Genomic DNA, 14,812 nt, shown 5'->3' with positions numbered 1-14,812 from the left:
GAGGCAGATCAACGGCGCGCTCGGACGGTCCCTTGCGCACGGTTCGTTCATCCGGTGAAGGCGAGCTGTCGGTAGGCGGCCTTGGCCATCGGCCAGAGTGCAGCGCTGCTCAGCGGCGCGGAGAGGGCGAAGCCGTAGCCGCCGTCGACCCAGACGAGACTCGCGACACCATCCCCTTCGGTCAGGCGAAATGCGGTCTCTCCAGTGGAAAGCGCGGTGACATAGAGCGTCAGGCGCGCGCCTGCTTGGGTTTCATACATCAGCTGCGCGGCGGGACCCTGATCGGCAGGCAACAGGCGTCCGCCCACCAGTGTGTAGCCCTGCGCCGACAGGTCCGGGGCGACCAGCTTGCGGTCGAGCCGTTTCGACAACCACGCCATCAGGTGCGCGCGCTCCTGCGCTGCGACCTCGACCGGGTGGACGACCTCCACCGAATAGACCGCGTGGGCGACCTGCGCCTCGCGGGCGAGTTCGGTCAGCGGAGCGCGGGGGGATCCGCCGCCCTGCCGCGCCAGTCCCCAACCGGCGCCAAGCCCCGCTGCGAAGAGCGCGATAGCCGCCGCTACCCTTGGAACCCAGCCTGCCCCCACGGGCGCAGCGAGGCGCAGCCGCGCAGGGATAGGCGCGGCGTGGACCGGCGCGAGGGCTGCGCGCAGCGCGTCGCGATCGGCGCGCATCGCGGACAGCCGCTGCGCCAGGGCCGGATCCGCCGCGAGCTTGGCCTGCATCCGGGCGCGATCTTTGGGAGCGAGCCGGCCATCGAGATAGGCGTGCACCTCCGCCTCGTTTCGCATGATGGGATCTGCATGGGGATCGGTCATTTGAGCCTCCGCAGATGGGGGTGGCGCGTGCGATCGGGGCGGTCATGGCCAGTCATCTCGCGCAGCGCCTCGCGTCCCCGGGCGAGGCGCGACATTACCGTACCCTTGGGCAGGCCAAGAATCCGGGCGACCGCCTCGTAGCTGAAATCCTCGACTCCGACCAAGAGAAGTACCTCCTGCTGCTCGATCGGCAGGCGAGCGAGCGCACTGAACACGTCGCCGAGAAAGACGACCGTTTCGGCATCCGCATCGCGCCCAGCGAGCCCGTCGGGATCGAGCGCCCCGCCCTCGGGGCGGCGGATGCGACGGCGATGCGCATCGTGGTAAAGGTTCCGCAGGATGCGAAACAGCCAGGCCCGCAACTGGTCTTCCGAACGCAGCAGGTGCCAGCGCGTCAGCGCCCGCGCGAGACAGTCCTGCACAAGATCGTCCGCCGCGTCGCGCTCACGGGTCAGCGCGAAGGCGAAGCGGCGCAGCGCGGGAATCTGCGCCTCGATCAGGTGGCGGGTGCGACGGGTCACATGGGTGGGCCTTGTTCGACCGGGCGGCGTCAATGCGATACCGCCCGGGGATTGCGTCAGGGCTGAGCGACTTTCCACGCGCCGTTGGCGACGCCGTCACCGGTTACGTCGCCCGGCTTCGTGTCATTCTTCCAAGTATACAGTGGTTGGCCCTTGTAAGCCCATTGCTTCGTGCCGTCGTCGCGGGTGATCACGCTCCAGTCGCCCATCGCCTGATCTTCGGCGGTGGCCATCAGCGGCGGCCAGTTCGTGGCGCAGGGCCCGGTGCAGGCGGACATCCCCTCACTGTCCTTGGCGAAGGTATAGAGCGTCATGCCCGCGGAATCGACGAGCGTCGGCCCCTTGGCGGTGTCGGTGACACTGGCGGGATCGGCTTGCGCAATGCTCGCGGCCAGCAAAACTGCAGTGGTCAGCAGAAAACGTTTCATCTTCCTCTCCTCTCGGGTTTGGGTCCTGTAGGGAAGAAGACGACCCCGGCGCGGGAATAATCCCGGCCGGGGCAAAAAAATGCGAATTGTAAGGATGGGCCTCAGGCCAGACGGGCTTGTAAGCTGCGGCTCTGCCAGCGCAGGATACCTGCGACCGACGCCCAGTAGACGATCCAGCCGCCCAGCGTCGCGGCGTCCGGCGCGGCGCGATAGCCGGTCAGCGCCGAGATCAGCCCGCCAAGACGGCCCCCGTCATCGAGCAGCGCGCTCATGTCCCAGAGCGGCGCGCCGAAGGGCAGGATGCCCGCCGAGACGAGATCATCCACGCCGGTGGTGAAGAGCGCAGCGCCCAGCAGGAGCAGCATCACCTCGGACACACGGAAGAAGCCGCGCCACGGCAGGAACTTCGCGCCGGCCCGCAGCAGCGCATAAGTCGCTCCGGCCGCGGCCACACCGACCGCGATCGAGGCGAGAACGCCGGTCATCTCGCTCTGCTTCGCCGCGGCGAGCGAGCCGTAGAGGAAGACTACCGTTTCCGAGCCCTCGCGCGCTACCGCCGCCATCGCGAGTAGGAAAACCGCCCACCAGCCCTGACGTATCGCGGCGGCCTTCAGCCCGGCCTCGAGATCGCGTTTCAGCGTACGGCCGTGGCCGCGCATCCAGACCACCATCTGCACGATCAGCCCGGCGGCTACGAAGACCATCACCGTCATCAGGTCCTGACGGACCTCGGTCGACAGCAGTTTCGAGAAGCCCAGCAGCGTCAGCGCGAAGGCCAGCGCCAGCGCCAGCCCGGTCAGAACGCCACCCCAGAGGAAGCGCGCCGCGCGTCGCCCGGCGCCTTCATGTGCGAGCCATCCCGCGAGAATGCCGATGACGAGAAGCGCCTCGACGCTCTCACGCCACAGGATGAAGATGATCTGTCCGTCCATGACATTCTCTCGTGGGTTGGTGCGTTACTTGACGACGATCGTGCCCTTGGCGGTGTCTTGATCCTCGTGGAATTCCTCGACGAAGGGATAGCTGCCCGCCGGCAGCGCCCGCAGTTCGATCGTCGCGGTCTGACCCGGCGCGATGATCTTCTCGATCCGCAGGCGCTTGCTCTCGAACTCGGCTGCGGTCTTGCCGGTATTCGAGACGGTCAGCGTCACGGCGGTATTCGCGGGAAGGTCGATCTGCTGCGGCGAGACGACCCCGTCGGTCAGGGTAATCGTCGGGGTTGTTTCGTCCGCCACGGCCAGCGCCGGCGCGCAGGCGAGCACGAAAAGCGCGGGGAGAATGCGTGAAATGCGAGTCATGATGTTCCTGCTTGTCTGTTCGGTGCTCGAATAACCGACAAAAACACTTGGGTCAAGAATTCCCGATTAAAATGCTATGGTTTTTGACTCGGGACAGCGGATGGGCGCTGAGCCGTCTGGCTCTTCTGTTCGCGGGCAGCCGATGACAGACCATCGGCCATAGGCGCCGCGATGCGTTTTTGTATTCTTCATTTCAAGAATACGGGCCTCTCATTGTGAGGCCCGCTCTTCGCGGGCGCCAAGGGAGAGGCCGGTCCCACGCAAGAAACGCAGGACACATTTAGCGTATTCGTTCAGGGTCGCGCGGGGGGTAGGCGGTCCTTCTCGACGTTGAGAAGCGCTTCGACCTGCGCGCTGACCTCTGCCGCGGGGAGGCCGGGGGGGATCGCCGGGAAGTAGGCCACAGTGATGGTGCCGCCGGTCTTCGCGTCTTTGCGCCAGACATGGCCGGCATTATGCGCGACGGGGACGATCGGCAGGCCGAGCTTGCGATAAAGCGCGATAAGGCCGGGCTGGAACTCGCAGCGATCGTCCACGCCGACCCGCGTCCCTTCTGGAAAGATCAGGATCGAGCGGCCCTTGGCGGCCTCTTCGCGCGCCTGAGTGATCATCCCGGCGAGGGCGCGTCCGCCCGCGCTGCGGTCGATCAGGATCATCGGCGAATGTTCGAGGTACCATCCGAAGATCGGGATACGCCGCAACTCGTGTTTCGCGATGACGCAGACATCGGGCACGAGCCGGTTGAAGGCCAGCGTCTCCCAGGTGGATTGGTGGTTGCAGACGTAGATGCAAGGGCTGTCGAGATGCTTGTTCTCGAGCCCTTGCTCCTGCACGCGCAACCTGAGAACCCCGCGTGCGAGCGCGAAGACCCCGCCGGTCCAGAACCGGACCGCGGCGCGCACGAGCCGCGGTCGCCGAGCCAGCGCGAGGACCGGGATCATCGGGGCTTGCAGTGCAGTCCACGTACCGAAGAGCGCGTCGAAGAGCTTCGAGCGCAGGCCTTCCAGCCGAGGCGCCGATCTCTCCCGATCCTGTCGCGCCCGCGGCGCCGTATGTGGTGTTTGATCAGGCTGCAATCGAATGATCCAAGGTTTCCAATGGCAAGAATCCGGCAGTGGTTGCGGCACCAAGGAAGGCGCTGCGCGCGTCGGCCACGGTGCCCAGACACTCCATTGCCGCTTCGACGCGGTCAATCGCGCGGCTCTGCGCGAGGTCGCTGACCGGCCATTTCTTGCGCAACCAGTAATGCACCTGTTCGATGGTGCTGAAGGACTTGACGTCGCCTTTCGGCGACACGACGAGGGAGATGGGTTTGCCCCAGTAAATTTCGATCAAGGTTCGTATCTTTCTAAGTGTCCGTGACAGCACCGATTTCAACGGTCGCGCGATCACGGAGGCATAGGCGGGCGAAGCCGGCGCTACGCGGTGAATTGGGTTGGCGCGCGTTGGCGCGCTGGTCTCGCATTCCGAGCGGATCATGACGTGTCGGCTTCGATGCGCGAAGGTCACGATCCGGCCCCTTCGGTACGCGAAGCTCTCCCGGCGGTCGCGAGGGGCGGAAATAGCGGTGGCGACCAAGGTCAGCTCGATATGGTGGCTGAGGGGTTGGTCTGCTCGAACGGCGTCACGCCACGATTGGCCGATGTGAGGCTCCTTTTCCTTGATGCCGCCTTTGACAAGCTGCGGCCCGACAAAGCTCAAGATCGTCGCTGAGCCGGGAGGAACAGGGTCCGAGAATTAAGATTTTCGAATTTACACATAAGCGATTTGCCCCCGAATTACGAGGCAATTGCCCGAACGCGTCGGAGTTTTTGCGCAACGGTTTGATTGTGCAGGATATAATTCCCTGCCCTGAAAGGTCGAGAGATGAGGGCCGGGGCATGCCCCCTATTTGCTTTGCAAAAAGAGCCAGCGTCGCGTAAGTATGACGAGCAACGTTATTCCCTTCTGCAACCTGTCTATCTTCTTGGCTACAGTCTGCCTCGTCGAAGCGGCTGAGTCTGGCTGTCGCATTCTGCGGACGGCCTCTGCGTGAAGAGGCGTCACGACGGCCAATGGCATCGTGAGACGGTTCAACCGGACAATAGGCTTCGGCTTTATCGAAGCGAAGACCGGCGGACGGGGTATTTTCGTTCATATCTCGGCTCTGAAGCGCGGGCCTCTCGCAGCTCCATCACGGGCAAGCCGGGACTTACGAAATCGATACCGGTCGCGACGGGCGCCAGCCCGCCCGACCACCGCTCCGGAAAAGACGGACGCTGCAGTGCGGCTCATCCGTGAGGACAATGCCGAGAAAAAGCGGCTCCGACCGCACGCATACGCGCGGCCCGATTGCCACGGATCGACGGACGCGCCGCAACGCCGCCTTCTCGCGAGGAGAGGCCGCGAATTTGACCGGAGACTCCGGTCACCCAGAGGAGTTCCCCGAGTATTTCTCCGGGATAAAATGGAGGGCCGAACATGGCTGTCGAAAAAATGCCTGCGGGCAGGAAACCCCAGACCACCGAGCTTGCGAACAATAAGGGCCATGCCGCCCTCGCTTGGCATCACTTCTTCCGGGGGCTGTCCGAAGAGAAGAGTGACGATACGCGCAGCGCCTTGCCGCGCGGCGTTCAGGAATGATCTTTCCTGCAACACAGGACCGGAGGTCCCGGCAAGATGGCTGAGCGATGTGAGGTTCCGTGTGAACCGGTCGGCGTTCGCCACACGACTTGCCGGGAGGTGGAGCGGCAGGGGGAAGCTCCTGCCGCTTTGCTTTTTCGAAGACGGTATCGATGATCTTCAGGAACAGGGATCGTCGATCAGCCGCGCGGGCTTGGCGAAAGCGCAATGACTTTGCGCAACGGTGATCGTCATGCCGCTCCATTCGATTTCGACGCATTAGGGCTTCAATTGACGGATTGCGCGGCTCAAGTTCTCTGGCACGATCCCGCTATATCCGTGCGCCAGTTTGCGAAAAGATCCGGGACGAAGATCTGCTCAATCGAGGGAATGTCCGTCTACACGAACGCGGGTTCTTTCCGCAGGCGGTGCTTCTGCTCAGGAGCGTTCAGCGCGGCCCTTAGACGACGACGATTTTGGTGTTCCATTCCGCGCAGCGCTTGGTCAGCGCATCGGAGAGCGGCGCGTCTGTAAAGATCGTGTCGATCTCTTCGAGCGAGGCGAGCCGCACCGGAGCGGAGCGCGTCAGTTTCGAACTGTCGGTGACCAAGAAGACCTTGCGTGCCTGGCGTATGATTGTCCGGCTGACGCGGACTTCGGCGAGATCGTAGTCGAGCAAATCGCCCTCGTCATCGAGTGCCGAGACGCCGATCACCGCGAAATCCACTTTGAACTGACTCATGAAATCGGCCGTCAGATCGCCGACCAGCCCGCCATCCGACCGACGCAGGTTGCCGCCCGCCACCATGATCTCGCAACTCTCGTTCGTCAGTAAGGTATTGGCGACATTGCTGTTATTCGTGACAACGGTAATGTTCGAATGATGGCAGAGTTCGCGCGCCACAGCCTCGGTCGTGGTGCCGAGGTTAAGGATTATCGAGCTGTTATCGGGGATCTCCTTGGCGCAGGCCCGACCGATGGCCGCTTTCGCATCCGCACCCATCCGGCGCCGTTCTTCGTAATCGAAATTGACGACGCCCTTCCGGATGACGGCGCCACCATGAACGCGGTCGAGATGTCCTGCGTCGGATAGCTCCGACAAATCGCGACGGATCGTCTGCAGCGAAACATTGAAATGCTCGGCCAGCGTTTCGACCACGACACGCCCGTCGCTGCGCGCGATTTCGAGAATTTCGTTCTGTCGAAAATTTAGCGCCATGCGGCCTCCTTGGAAGTCCCCTGCCACAGCTTCACGCCCGTGTCACGCCCGTGTCGCCCGGGCGCTTCGCGCGATTTGCGGGATCGCGCTATTACCCGCGAAAATCCAGAAAAACGCCGCAAAACGATCAAAAACGAAAAAACTTTTGACAGAAAGTAACGAATCGCTCACGTTTGTAGGCGCAGCGAGGGAGGATCGTCTGTGCCAGCTTTCGAAAATAACGACCGGGTGACCGATCTTTTCGTGATCGGCGGCGGCATCAACGGGTGCGGTATCGCCCGGGACGCTGCGGGGCGCGGACTATCGGTTACGCTTGCGGAAATGGGCGATCTCGCGCAGGCGACCTCGTCTTCGTCGACCAAATTGTTCCATGGTGGCTTGCGCTATCTCGAGTTTTTCGAATTCAGGCTGGTGCGCGAGGCGTTGCGCGAACGCGAAGTACTCCTGAACGCCATGCCCCATATCAGCTGGCCGATGCGTTTCGTGCTGCCCTACAGCGCCGACATGCGTTTCGAGAGCGACACGCCCACGTCGCGTCTGCTCTCGCGGATCATGCCCTGGATGAAAGGGCGCCGCCCGGCCTGGCTCATTCGGCTGGGCCTTTTTCTTTACGACCATCTTGGCGGGCGCAATCTGCTTCCCGGAACGAAAACTCTCGATCTTTCCGAGGACGAGGCGGGTCGACCGCTGCAAGAGCGGTTCCGTCTTGCCTACGAGTATTCGGATTGCTGGGTTCAGGATGCGCGTCTGGTCGTCTTGAACGCCCGGGATGCGGAGGCGCGCGGCGCCACGATCCTGACCCGCACGAAGGTCGTCGCTGCCGAGCGGCGCGACGGGGTTTGGCATGTCACCACCGAAGGCAGGGAAGGGCGTCGCGAACACTACGCCCGCGCGCTGGTGAATGCCGGGGGGCCCTGGGTCGAGAACGTGATCACCAACACGGTGCGGATCAACACGCGGGAGTCGATCCGCTTGGTCCGTGGAAGCCATATCGTCACGCGCAAGCTCTACGACCATGACCGCTGCTATTTCTTCCAGGGCGAGGATGGCCGGATTTGTTTCGCGATCCCCTACGAGCAGGATTTCACGCTTATCGGTACCACGGATCAGGATCATCAGGGGCCGCCGGGCGAAGCCGTCTGCACCGACGCCGAGAAAGATTATCTCTGCGCCTTCGTGTCGAATTATTTCAAGACGCCAGTGACCCGGGACGACATCGTCTGGACCTATTCGGGCGTGCGGCCGCTCTATAATGACGGGGCGTCTTCGGCGACGGCGGCGACGCGCGACTACGTGCTCTCGCTGGACGATCAGGCGGGGCTTCCGCTGCTCAACGTGTTCGGTGGAAAGATCACGACCTATCGCCGCTTGGCCGAAGGCGCGCTGGCAAAGCTCGCGCCTTATTTCCCGGATATGTCCGGGGAATGGACTGCGCGCGCATCCTTGCCGGGCGGAGAGTTCGCGCCGACCGACACCGATCGAATTCTTGGCGAACTCATGCGCGAGTATCCGTTCCTGGATACGGCATGGGCGGAGCGGATGCTGCGTCATTACGGGCTCGATGCGCGCGAAATCCTTGGCGATGCGAAATCGGCAGAGAATCTCGGACAGGATTTCGGCGCGACGCTCCGTGCTGCCGAGGTCGACTGGCTGATGAAGAAGGAATGGGCGCAGACCGCCGACGATATCATCTGGCGCCGGACCAAGCTCGGGCTCCGTCTGAGCGCATCCGAGATCGAAACATTGGCCGAATACACGAAAGCACGACTTGCGGATCAGCAGGGCGCGGGTAGCGGAATGAGGGGGCAGGCATGACACTGGAGTTGAAAGGCGTCGAGCGAGTAGTCGATGGGCGGACCCATATCCACCCGACCGATCTCGTCTTGCAGAAGGGCACGATGAACGTGCTTCTCGGGCCGACGCTGGCGGGCAAGACGTCGCTGATGCGGCTTATGGCGGGGCTCGATGAGCCGAGCGCCGGCCGAGTCTTCTGGGAAGGCGAGGACGTCACCGGCGCGCGGGTGCAGGACCGTAAGGTGGCGATGGTCTACCAGCAATTCATCAACTACCCGGCGATGAGTGTCTACGACAACATCGCCTCGCCGCTGCGACTGCAGAAGCGCGAGGCCTCCGAGATCGACCGGCGCGTACGCGAGACCGCCGAGATGATGAAGCTGACGCCGATGCTCGAGCGCAAACCGCTGGAGCTGTCGGGCGGCCAGCAGCAACGCTGCGCGCTGGCGCGGGCGCTCGTAAAAGGCGCGGGGCTCGTGCTGCTCGACGAACCGCTGGCCAATCTCGACTACAAGCTCCGCGAGGAGTTGCGTGTCGAAATTCCGAAAATCTTCGAAGCTTCCGGCGCGATCTTCGTCTACGCCACGACCGAGCCGGAAGAGGCACTGCTGCTCGGTGGCAATACCGCGACGCTCTGGGAGGGGCGGATCACGCAGTTCGGCCCGACCGCCGAGGTCTACCGCCAGCCGCGCGACCAGATTACGGCGCGGGTCTTCTCGGATCCGCCGATGAATTTCGTCGACGTCGCGCGCGACGGTCACCGTCTCGTTTTCGGCGGAGAGGCGCGCTGGCCGGCCGACGGCGGTTTCGCGCAGCTCGAGGCAGGGCGCTACATCGCCGGCTTCCGGCCCAATCACGTCCACCTGGCGCGCGAGGGCGGGGATGGCAACGCGCTCGAATTCCGCTGCCAGCTGACCGGCACCGAGGTGACGGGATCGGAGACTTATCTGCATCTGCGTCACGGCGACCAGTCCTGGGTCGCCTTGATCCCTGGCGTCTATGACCTCGGCACGGGGGACGAAGTGGTGATCGCGGTAGATACCGATCGGATTTACCTGTTCTCCGAGGACGGATCTCTGGCGGTTCCGGCCGCATATGCGCAGGCGGCTTGAGGGGGAAGACAATGGCACAAATCACTTTGAACAATCTTGCGCATAGTTATCTGCCCGATCCGAGTTCGGAGGATGACTGGGCGCTCAAACCCTTCGATCATATCTGGGACGACGGCGGCGCCTATGCGCTTCTGGGATCCTCGGGCTGCGGAAAATCTACACTTCTCAACATCATCTCGGGACTGCTGCAACCTTCGCAGGGACGGATCCTTTTCGACGGAAAGGACGTCACCCACGCAGCGACGGCGGAACGAAATATCGCTCAGGTGTTCCAGTTTCCCGTCGTCTACGACACGATGACGGTGCGCGACAACCTAGCCTTTCCCCTGAAAAATCGCGGCATGAGAGCCGATTACATCAAGGCGCGGGTCGACCAGATCGCCGCGATGATCGGGATGGAGGAGGTGCTTTCGCGCAAGGCACGCGGCCTGACAGCGGACGCCAAGCAGAAGATCAGCCTCGGGCGCGGCATGGTGCGCGAGGACGTCAATGCGATCCTCTTCGACGAGCCGCTGACCGTCATCGACCCGCATATGAAGTTCGAACTCCGTACGCAGCTGAAAGCGCTTCATCGCGAGTTCGGGCACACGATGATCTACGTCACCCATGACCAGACAGAGGCGCTGACCTTCGCCGACAAGGTGGTCGTGATGTCCGAAGGCCGGGTCGTGCAGATGGGAACGCCGAAGGAATTGTTCGAGCGGCCCGCGCATACATTCGTGGGTTACTTCATTGGCTCTCCCGGAATGAATTTCCTAGAGGCCAAGGTGTCGGGATCGCGGGCCGTCATCGACGGCTACGAGATCCCGCTGGGCGCGGCCTATTCGAATGGGCCATTGGAAGGTCGCGTCCAGCTTGGCATCCGTCCGGAATTCTGTGCGCTCTCGGATGAGGGAGATGGTCTGCCGGTGCAGATCGAGCGCGTCGAGGATGTCGGACGCCACCGGATCGTCCGGGCCCGGGCTGCCGGGACGGAGCTGAATATCTCCGTGCCCGAGGGGGCGCCGGTGCCCGCAGATGCGAACCGGCTGATCCTCGCACCCGAACAGATCAACATTTACGCCGACAATTGGCGCGTCGCACCGATCGGGGAGGCAAGCTGATGGAAAAGACACAGAATAACCGCGCTTGGTGGCTGGTTCTGCCGGTCCTGTTGCTGGTCGCCTTCTCGGCGGTGATCCCACTGATGACGGTGGTTAATTATTCGGTTCAGGACACGTTCGGAAACAACGTCTTCTTCTGGGCCGGGCTCGAATGGTTCGATGAGATGCTGCATTCGGATCGCATGTGGAACGCGCTCGGGCGGCAGACGATGTTCTCGGCGATCATCCTCGCGATCGAGGTGCCGCTCGGGGTGTTCGTTGCGCTCAACATGCCCAAGCGTGGCGCCTGGGCCTCGTTCTGCCTGGTGACGATGGCGCTGCCGTTGCTGATCCCGTTCAACGTGGTCGGCACGATCTGGCAGATTTTCGGGCGCGTGGATATCGGTCTCCTGGGATATTCGCTCGACGCGATGGGGATCGACTACAACTACACCGCAAATGTCCGCGATGCCTGGATCACCATCGTTGTGATGGATGTCTGGCACTGGACGTCGCTGGTCGCGCTTCTGGCCTATGCCGGGCTGCAATCCATTCCGGACGCCTACTACCAGGCGGCCAAGATCGATCAGGCGAGCCGCTGGAAGATCTTCCGCTACATCGAGCTACCGAAGATGCAGGGCGTGCTGACCATCGCGATCCTGCTGCGCTTCATGGACAGTTTCAAGATTTACACCGAACCCTTCGTCGTCACCGGCGGCGGCCCCGGCAACTCCACCACCTTCCTGTCGATCGACCTCGTGAAGATGGCGCTGGGGCAGTTCGACCTCGGTCCCGCCGCGGCCTACTCGCTGATGTATTTCCTCGTGATCCTGTTGGTGAGCTGGGCCTTCTACACGGTGATGACCAATATCGAGAAGTCGGAGGGCAAGTGATGCGACTGAAATCACAACCGATCGTCATGGCGCTTTACCTGCTGTTCCTGATGATCCCGATCTACTGGCTTCTGAACATGAGCCTGAAGACCAACGAGGAGATCCTGTCGAGCTTTTCGCTCTGGCCGCACGATCTGACTTTCGCAAACTACGTCAAGATCTTCACCGATCCGAGCTGGTACATGGGCTATGTCAATTCGCTCATCTACGTGGTCCAGAACACGGTGATTTCGATCACCGTCGCGCTGCCTGCCGCCTACGCGTTCTCGCGCTACAACTTCATGGGCGACAAACACCTGTTCTTCTGGTTGCTGACGAACCGGATGGCGCCGCCCGCGGTTTTCGCCCTGCCGTTCTTCCAGCTTTATTCCTCGATCGGGCTGTTCGACACGCATATCGCGGTGGCGCTGGCGCACACGCTGTTCAACGTGCCCCTCGCAGTCTGGATTCTCGAAGGCTTCATGCGCGGGGTTCCGAAGGAGATCGACGAGACCGCCTATATCGACGGCTATTCCTTCGGGCGTTTCTTCATCAAGATCTTCATGCCGCTTATCGCATCCGGCATCGGGGTCGCGGCCTTCTTCTGTTTCATGTTCTCCTGGGTCGAGCTGCTGCTGTCGCGCACGCTGACATCGGTCGCGGCCAAGCCGATTGGGGCGACCATGACCCGTACCGTCTCCGCTTCGGGGGTGGATTGGGGGCTGCTCGCAGCCGCTGGGGTTCTCACCATCATTCCCGGGGCGCTCGTGATCTATTTCGTGCGCAACTACATCGCCAAGGGCTTCGCCCTGGGCCGCGTCTGAGGAGGTAGCACTATGAGCTGGATGGCATGGACATGGCCGACCGCATTATTCTTCGCGGTGATTGCGCTCTTGTTGGTGATCTTCACCGTGATCGGGGTCAAACGTCCCGAGACGCCGCGCGTCGGCATCCTTCGTATCGAGACGACCCGGGGCGACCGGCTGTTCATCAGCCTGCTCGGGGCGGCTTTCATCAATCTGATCTGGCTGGGCATGGCGGGAGCGCCGGTCTGGGGCGGGCTGATCCTTAGCTTCGTCTGGGCGGCGGCCGTGTTCCGCTGGGTCTGATCCAAGACAAACAACGCAAAAACTCAGGGAGGAGAAACTATGAGACTGCGTTTAACTACCGCGATGGCGCTTGCGCTAATGGTCGCGTCACCAGCCTTGGCCGACATGGAGGCGGGCAAGCAGTTCCTCGAGCAGGAAATCGGCGACATGACGACACTGTCGCAAGCCGATGCCGAAAAGGAACTGCAATGGTTCGTCGACGCGGCGAAGCCCTATCAGGGCATGGAGATCCACGTGGTCTCGGAATCGCTCACGACCCACGCCTACGAGTCGAAGACGCTCGCGCCGTGGTTCGAGAAGATCACCGGGATCAAGGTGATCCATGACGTGATTCAGGAAGGCGACGTCGTCGAGAAGATCCAGACCCAGATGCAGACGGGCGAGAATATCTACGACGCCTATGTCAACGACTCCGATTTCATCGGGACGCACTGGCGCTATGGTCAGGTCCGCGATCTGACCGATTGGATGGAAGGCGACGGCAAAGCGGTCACCGATCCCTATTTCGACCTCGAGGATTTCATCGGCCTCAGCTTCACCACCGGGCCGGACGGCAAGCTCTACCAGCTGCCCGACCAGCAATTCGCGAACCTCTACTGGTTCCGCTACGACTGGTTCAACGACGAGAAGACCAAGAAGGACTTCAAGGACGAATACGGCTACGATCTCGGCGTGCCCGTGAACTGGTCGGCCTACGAGGATATCGCCAAGTTCTTCACCGGGCGCGACATGTCCTATATCGGCGGTCCGAAGAAGGTCTATGGCAACATGGACTATGGCAAGAAGGATCCCTCGCTCGGTTGGCGCTTCACCGATGCGTGGCTGTCGATGGCCGGCGAAGGCGACAAGGGCCTGCCGAACGGCAAGCCGGTCGACGAATGGGGCATCCGCGTTAACGAGCAGGATCAGCCGATCGGCTCCTGCGTCGATCGTGGCGGCGCGACCAACGGTCCGGCGGCGGTTTACGCCGTGCAGAAATATATCGACTGGCTGAAGAACTATGCTCCGCCGTCTGCCGAAGGCATGACCTTCTCCGAGGCAGGTCCGGTTCCGGCACAGGGCGAGGTCGCTCAGCAGGCCTTCTGGTATACGGCCTTCACCGCCGACATGGTGAAGAAGGGTCTGCCCGTCGTGAACGAGGATGGTACGCCGAAATGGCGCATGGCACCGTCCCCGCATGGCGCCTACTGGGAGAAGGGCATGAAGCTCGGCTACCAGGACGTGGGTTCGTGGACGCTGATGAAATCGACTCCGCTCGAGCGGGCACAGGCCGCGTGGCTCTATGCTCAGTTTGTGACGTCCAAACTCGTCGACGTGAAGAAGAGCCAAGTGGGTCTGACCTTCATTCGTGAAAGTACGATTCAGGACAAGAGCTTCACCGATCGCGCGCCCGACCTGGGCGGTCTGATCGAATTCTATCGCTCGCCCGCCCGCGTTCAGTGGACGCCTACGGGCACCAACGTGCCGGATTATCCGAAACTGGCGCAGCTGTGGTGGCAGAATATCGGGGATGCGTCCTCGGGTGCGAAAACCGTGCAGGAAGCCATGGACTCGCTCTGCGAAGCCCAGGAAAAGGTGCTCGAGCGTCTCGAGCGTGCGGGTGTCCAAGGCGACAAGGGTCCGAAAATGGCCGAGAAGCACGATCTCGAATGGTGGCATAACTATTCGGTCGAGCATGGCTCGCAATCGCCCAAGCTGAAGCTGGACAACGAGAGCGAAAAGCCGATCACCGTCGATTACGACGAGCTCGTGAAAAGCTGGAATGAATAACTGAAACGAGGCGAGGCGGTGCCGCGGCATCGCCTCGTTCTCTTTCTCGCCATGCCCTGGATGGAGAGGGCATCGCCAGAAAGAGAACGGTAGGATTGATGGCGAGCTATATTCTGGCAATCGACCAAGGCACCACGTCGTCGCGGGCGATCGTTTTTGACGGCGCGCTGCGCCCGGTGGCGAGC

Annotated in this window: 16 protein-coding genes and 1 pseudogene; 9 read left to right on the top strand and 8 right to left on the bottom strand. The window is 62.3% G+C overall.

All coding sequences use genetic code 11. From position 1 onward, the window contains the following. Nucleotides 1-47: 47 nt before the first annotated feature. From B6V74_RS17405 to B6V74_RS19090, 7 genes are all read right to left on the bottom strand, one after another. Nucleotides 48-821 (bottom strand): anti-sigma factor, encoded by a 774-nt coding sequence (locus B6V74_RS17405; RefSeq protein WP_199224651.1) that lies wholly within the window; start codon nt 819-821, stop codon nt 48-50. Further along, entirely contained in the window at nt 818-1,342 is a 525-nt protein-coding gene (locus B6V74_RS17400; RefSeq protein ID WP_233243071.1) for a sigma-70 family RNA polymerase sigma factor, read from the bottom strand. The genes B6V74_RS17405 and B6V74_RS17400 overlap by 4 nt, the downstream gene beginning before the upstream one ends. A gap of 56 nt (nt 1,343-1,398) precedes the next feature. Next, nucleotides 1,399-1,770, bottom strand: a complete 372-nt coding sequence (locus B6V74_RS17395; RefSeq protein WP_075777578.1) for a hypothetical protein — start codon at nt 1,768-1,770, stop codon at nt 1,399-1,401. Between the two features lie 101 nt (nt 1,771-1,871). Next, nucleotides 1,872-2,702 (bottom strand): FTR1 family protein, encoded by an 831-nt coding sequence (locus tag B6V74_RS17390; RefSeq protein ID WP_088720026.1) that lies wholly within the window; start codon nt 2,700-2,702, stop codon nt 1,872-1,874. A 24-nt stretch (nt 2,703-2,726) separates the two neighbouring features. Further along, on the bottom strand, nt 2,727-3,068 hold the full coding sequence (locus B6V74_RS17385; RefSeq protein ID WP_088723535.1) for a cupredoxin domain-containing protein: 342 nt from the start codon (nt 3,066-3,068) through the stop codon (nt 2,727-2,729). A gap of 293 nt (nt 3,069-3,361) precedes the next feature. Further along, complete coding sequence (locus B6V74_RS17380) at nt 3,362-4,009, bottom strand: lysophospholipid acyltransferase family protein (RefSeq protein ID WP_077701068.1); 648 nt, start codon at nt 4,007-4,009, stop codon at nt 3,362-3,364. A gap of 124 nt (nt 4,010-4,133) precedes the next feature. Then, nucleotides 4,134-4,769, bottom strand: coding sequence for a DUF982 domain-containing protein (locus B6V74_RS19090; protein WP_240497140.1), 636 nt, complete (start codon nt 4,767-4,769; stop codon nt 4,134-4,136). A 361-nt stretch (nt 4,770-5,130) separates the two neighbouring features. Between B6V74_RS19090 and B6V74_RS19230 the strand changes: the two are divergent. Both B6V74_RS19230 and B6V74_RS19040 read left to right on the top strand, forming a co-directional pair. Continuing rightward, a pseudogene (locus B6V74_RS19230) lies at nt 5,131-5,175 on the top strand (hypothetical protein); the annotation flags it as partial. Between the two features lie 353 nt (nt 5,176-5,528). Continuing rightward, nucleotides 5,529-5,690 carry a hypothetical protein gene (locus B6V74_RS19040; RefSeq protein WP_157771540.1) on the top strand — a complete coding sequence of 54 codons (162 nt, stop codon included), beginning with the start codon at nt 5,529-5,531 and terminating at the stop codon, nt 5,688-5,690. Between the two features lie 439 nt (nt 5,691-6,129). Here the strand turns inward: B6V74_RS19040 and B6V74_RS17365 are convergent, their stop codons facing one another. Continuing rightward, nucleotides 6,130-6,888, bottom strand: a complete 759-nt coding sequence (locus B6V74_RS17365) for a DeoR/GlpR family DNA-binding transcription regulator (RefSeq protein ID WP_088723534.1) — start codon at nt 6,886-6,888, stop codon at nt 6,130-6,132. A gap of 201 nt (nt 6,889-7,089) precedes the next feature. On the opposite strand from B6V74_RS17365, the gene glpD reads away from it, so the two are divergent. From glpD to B6V74_RS17330, 7 genes are read left to right on the top strand one after another with little or no spacing between them, the layout of a single operon-like run. After that, nucleotides 7,090-8,703, top strand: a complete 1,614-nt coding sequence (gene glpD, locus B6V74_RS17360; protein WP_088723533.1) for a glycerol-3-phosphate dehydrogenase — start codon at nt 7,090-7,092, stop codon at nt 8,701-8,703. Then, complete coding sequence (locus tag B6V74_RS17355) at nt 8,700-9,794, top strand: ABC transporter ATP-binding protein (RefSeq protein WP_075777587.1); 1,095 nt, start codon at nt 8,700-8,702, stop codon at nt 9,792-9,794. The genes glpD and B6V74_RS17355 overlap by 4 nt, the downstream gene beginning before the upstream one ends. An 11-nt stretch (nt 9,795-9,805) precedes the next feature. Next, nucleotides 9,806-10,897, top strand: coding sequence for an ABC transporter ATP-binding protein (locus B6V74_RS17350; RefSeq protein WP_075777588.1), 1,092 nt, complete (start codon nt 9,806-9,808; stop codon nt 10,895-10,897). Then, nucleotides 10,897-11,769 carry a sugar ABC transporter permease gene (locus B6V74_RS17345; protein WP_075777589.1) on the top strand — a complete coding sequence of 291 codons (873 nt, stop codon included), beginning with the start codon at nt 10,897-10,899 and terminating at the stop codon, nt 11,767-11,769. Before B6V74_RS17350 ends, B6V74_RS17345 begins: the two co-directional genes overlap by 1 nt. Further along, the gene (locus B6V74_RS17340; protein WP_075777590.1) at nt 11,769-12,572 is read left to right on the top strand and encodes a carbohydrate ABC transporter permease; all 804 of its coding nucleotides are present in this window, start codon (nt 11,769-11,771) and stop codon (nt 12,570-12,572) included. The genes B6V74_RS17345 and B6V74_RS17340 overlap by 1 nt, the downstream gene beginning before the upstream one ends. A gap of 12 nt (nt 12,573-12,584) precedes the next feature. After that, nucleotides 12,585-12,857: a DUF2160 domain-containing protein gene (locus B6V74_RS17335; protein ID WP_075777591.1), complete on the top strand. Its 273-nt coding sequence runs from the start codon at nt 12,585-12,587 to the stop codon at nt 12,855-12,857. A 39-nt stretch (nt 12,858-12,896) separates the two neighbouring features. Continuing rightward, nucleotides 12,897-14,627, top strand: a complete 1,731-nt coding sequence (locus tag B6V74_RS17330; RefSeq protein ID WP_075777592.1) for an ABC transporter substrate-binding protein — start codon at nt 12,897-12,899, stop codon at nt 14,625-14,627. Nucleotides 14,628-14,812 lie beyond the last annotated feature (185 nt).

The organism is Thioclava sp. F42-5, from assembly GCF_002213195.1.
Lineage (GTDB): Bacteria > Pseudomonadota > Alphaproteobacteria > Rhodobacterales > Rhodobacteraceae > Thioclava > Thioclava nitratireducens.
This window is presented reverse-complemented; position numbering and strand designations above follow the sequence as displayed.

Excerpts from the sequence above, each read along its gene's own strand:
- B6V74_RS17405 (WP_199224651.1), bottom strand. The coding sequence starts at position 821 with ATGACCGATCCCCATGCAGATCCCATCATGCGAAACGAGGCGGAGGTG.
- B6V74_RS17395 (WP_075777578.1), bottom strand. The coding sequence starts at position 1,770 with ATGAAACGTTTTCTGCTGACCACTGCAGTTTTGCTGGCCGCGAGCATT.
- B6V74_RS17390 (WP_088720026.1), bottom strand. The coding sequence starts at position 2,702 with ATGGACGGACAGATCATCTTCATCCTGTGGCGTGAGAGCGTCGAGGCG.
- B6V74_RS17385 (WP_088723535.1), bottom strand. The coding sequence starts at position 3,068 with ATGACTCGCATTTCACGCATTCTCCCCGCGCTTTTCGTGCTCGCCTGC.
- B6V74_RS17380 (WP_077701068.1), bottom strand. The coding sequence starts at position 4,009 with ATGATCCCGGTCCTCGCGCTGGCTCGGCGACCGCGGCTCGTGCGCGCC.
- B6V74_RS19040 (WP_157771540.1), top strand. The coding sequence starts at position 5,529 with ATGGCTGTCGAAAAAATGCCTGCGGGCAGGAAACCCCAGACCACCGAG.
- B6V74_RS17365 (WP_088723534.1), bottom strand. The coding sequence starts at position 6,888 with ATGGCGCTAAATTTTCGACAGAACGAAATTCTCGAAATCGCGCGCAGC.
- B6V74_RS17355 (WP_075777587.1), top strand. The coding sequence starts at position 8,700 with ATGACACTGGAGTTGAAAGGCGTCGAGCGAGTAGTCGATGGGCGGACC.
- B6V74_RS17350 (WP_075777588.1), top strand. The coding sequence starts at position 9,806 with ATGGCACAAATCACTTTGAACAATCTTGCGCATAGTTATCTGCCCGAT.
- B6V74_RS17345 (WP_075777589.1), top strand. The coding sequence starts at position 10,897 with ATGGAAAAGACACAGAATAACCGCGCTTGGTGGCTGGTTCTGCCGGTC.
- B6V74_RS17340 (WP_075777590.1), top strand. The coding sequence starts at position 11,769 with ATGCGACTGAAATCACAACCGATCGTCATGGCGCTTTACCTGCTGTTC.
- B6V74_RS17335 (WP_075777591.1), top strand. The coding sequence starts at position 12,585 with ATGAGCTGGATGGCATGGACATGGCCGACCGCATTATTCTTCGCGGTG.
- B6V74_RS17330 (WP_075777592.1), top strand. The coding sequence starts at position 12,897 with ATGAGACTGCGTTTAACTACCGCGATGGCGCTTGCGCTAATGGTCGCG.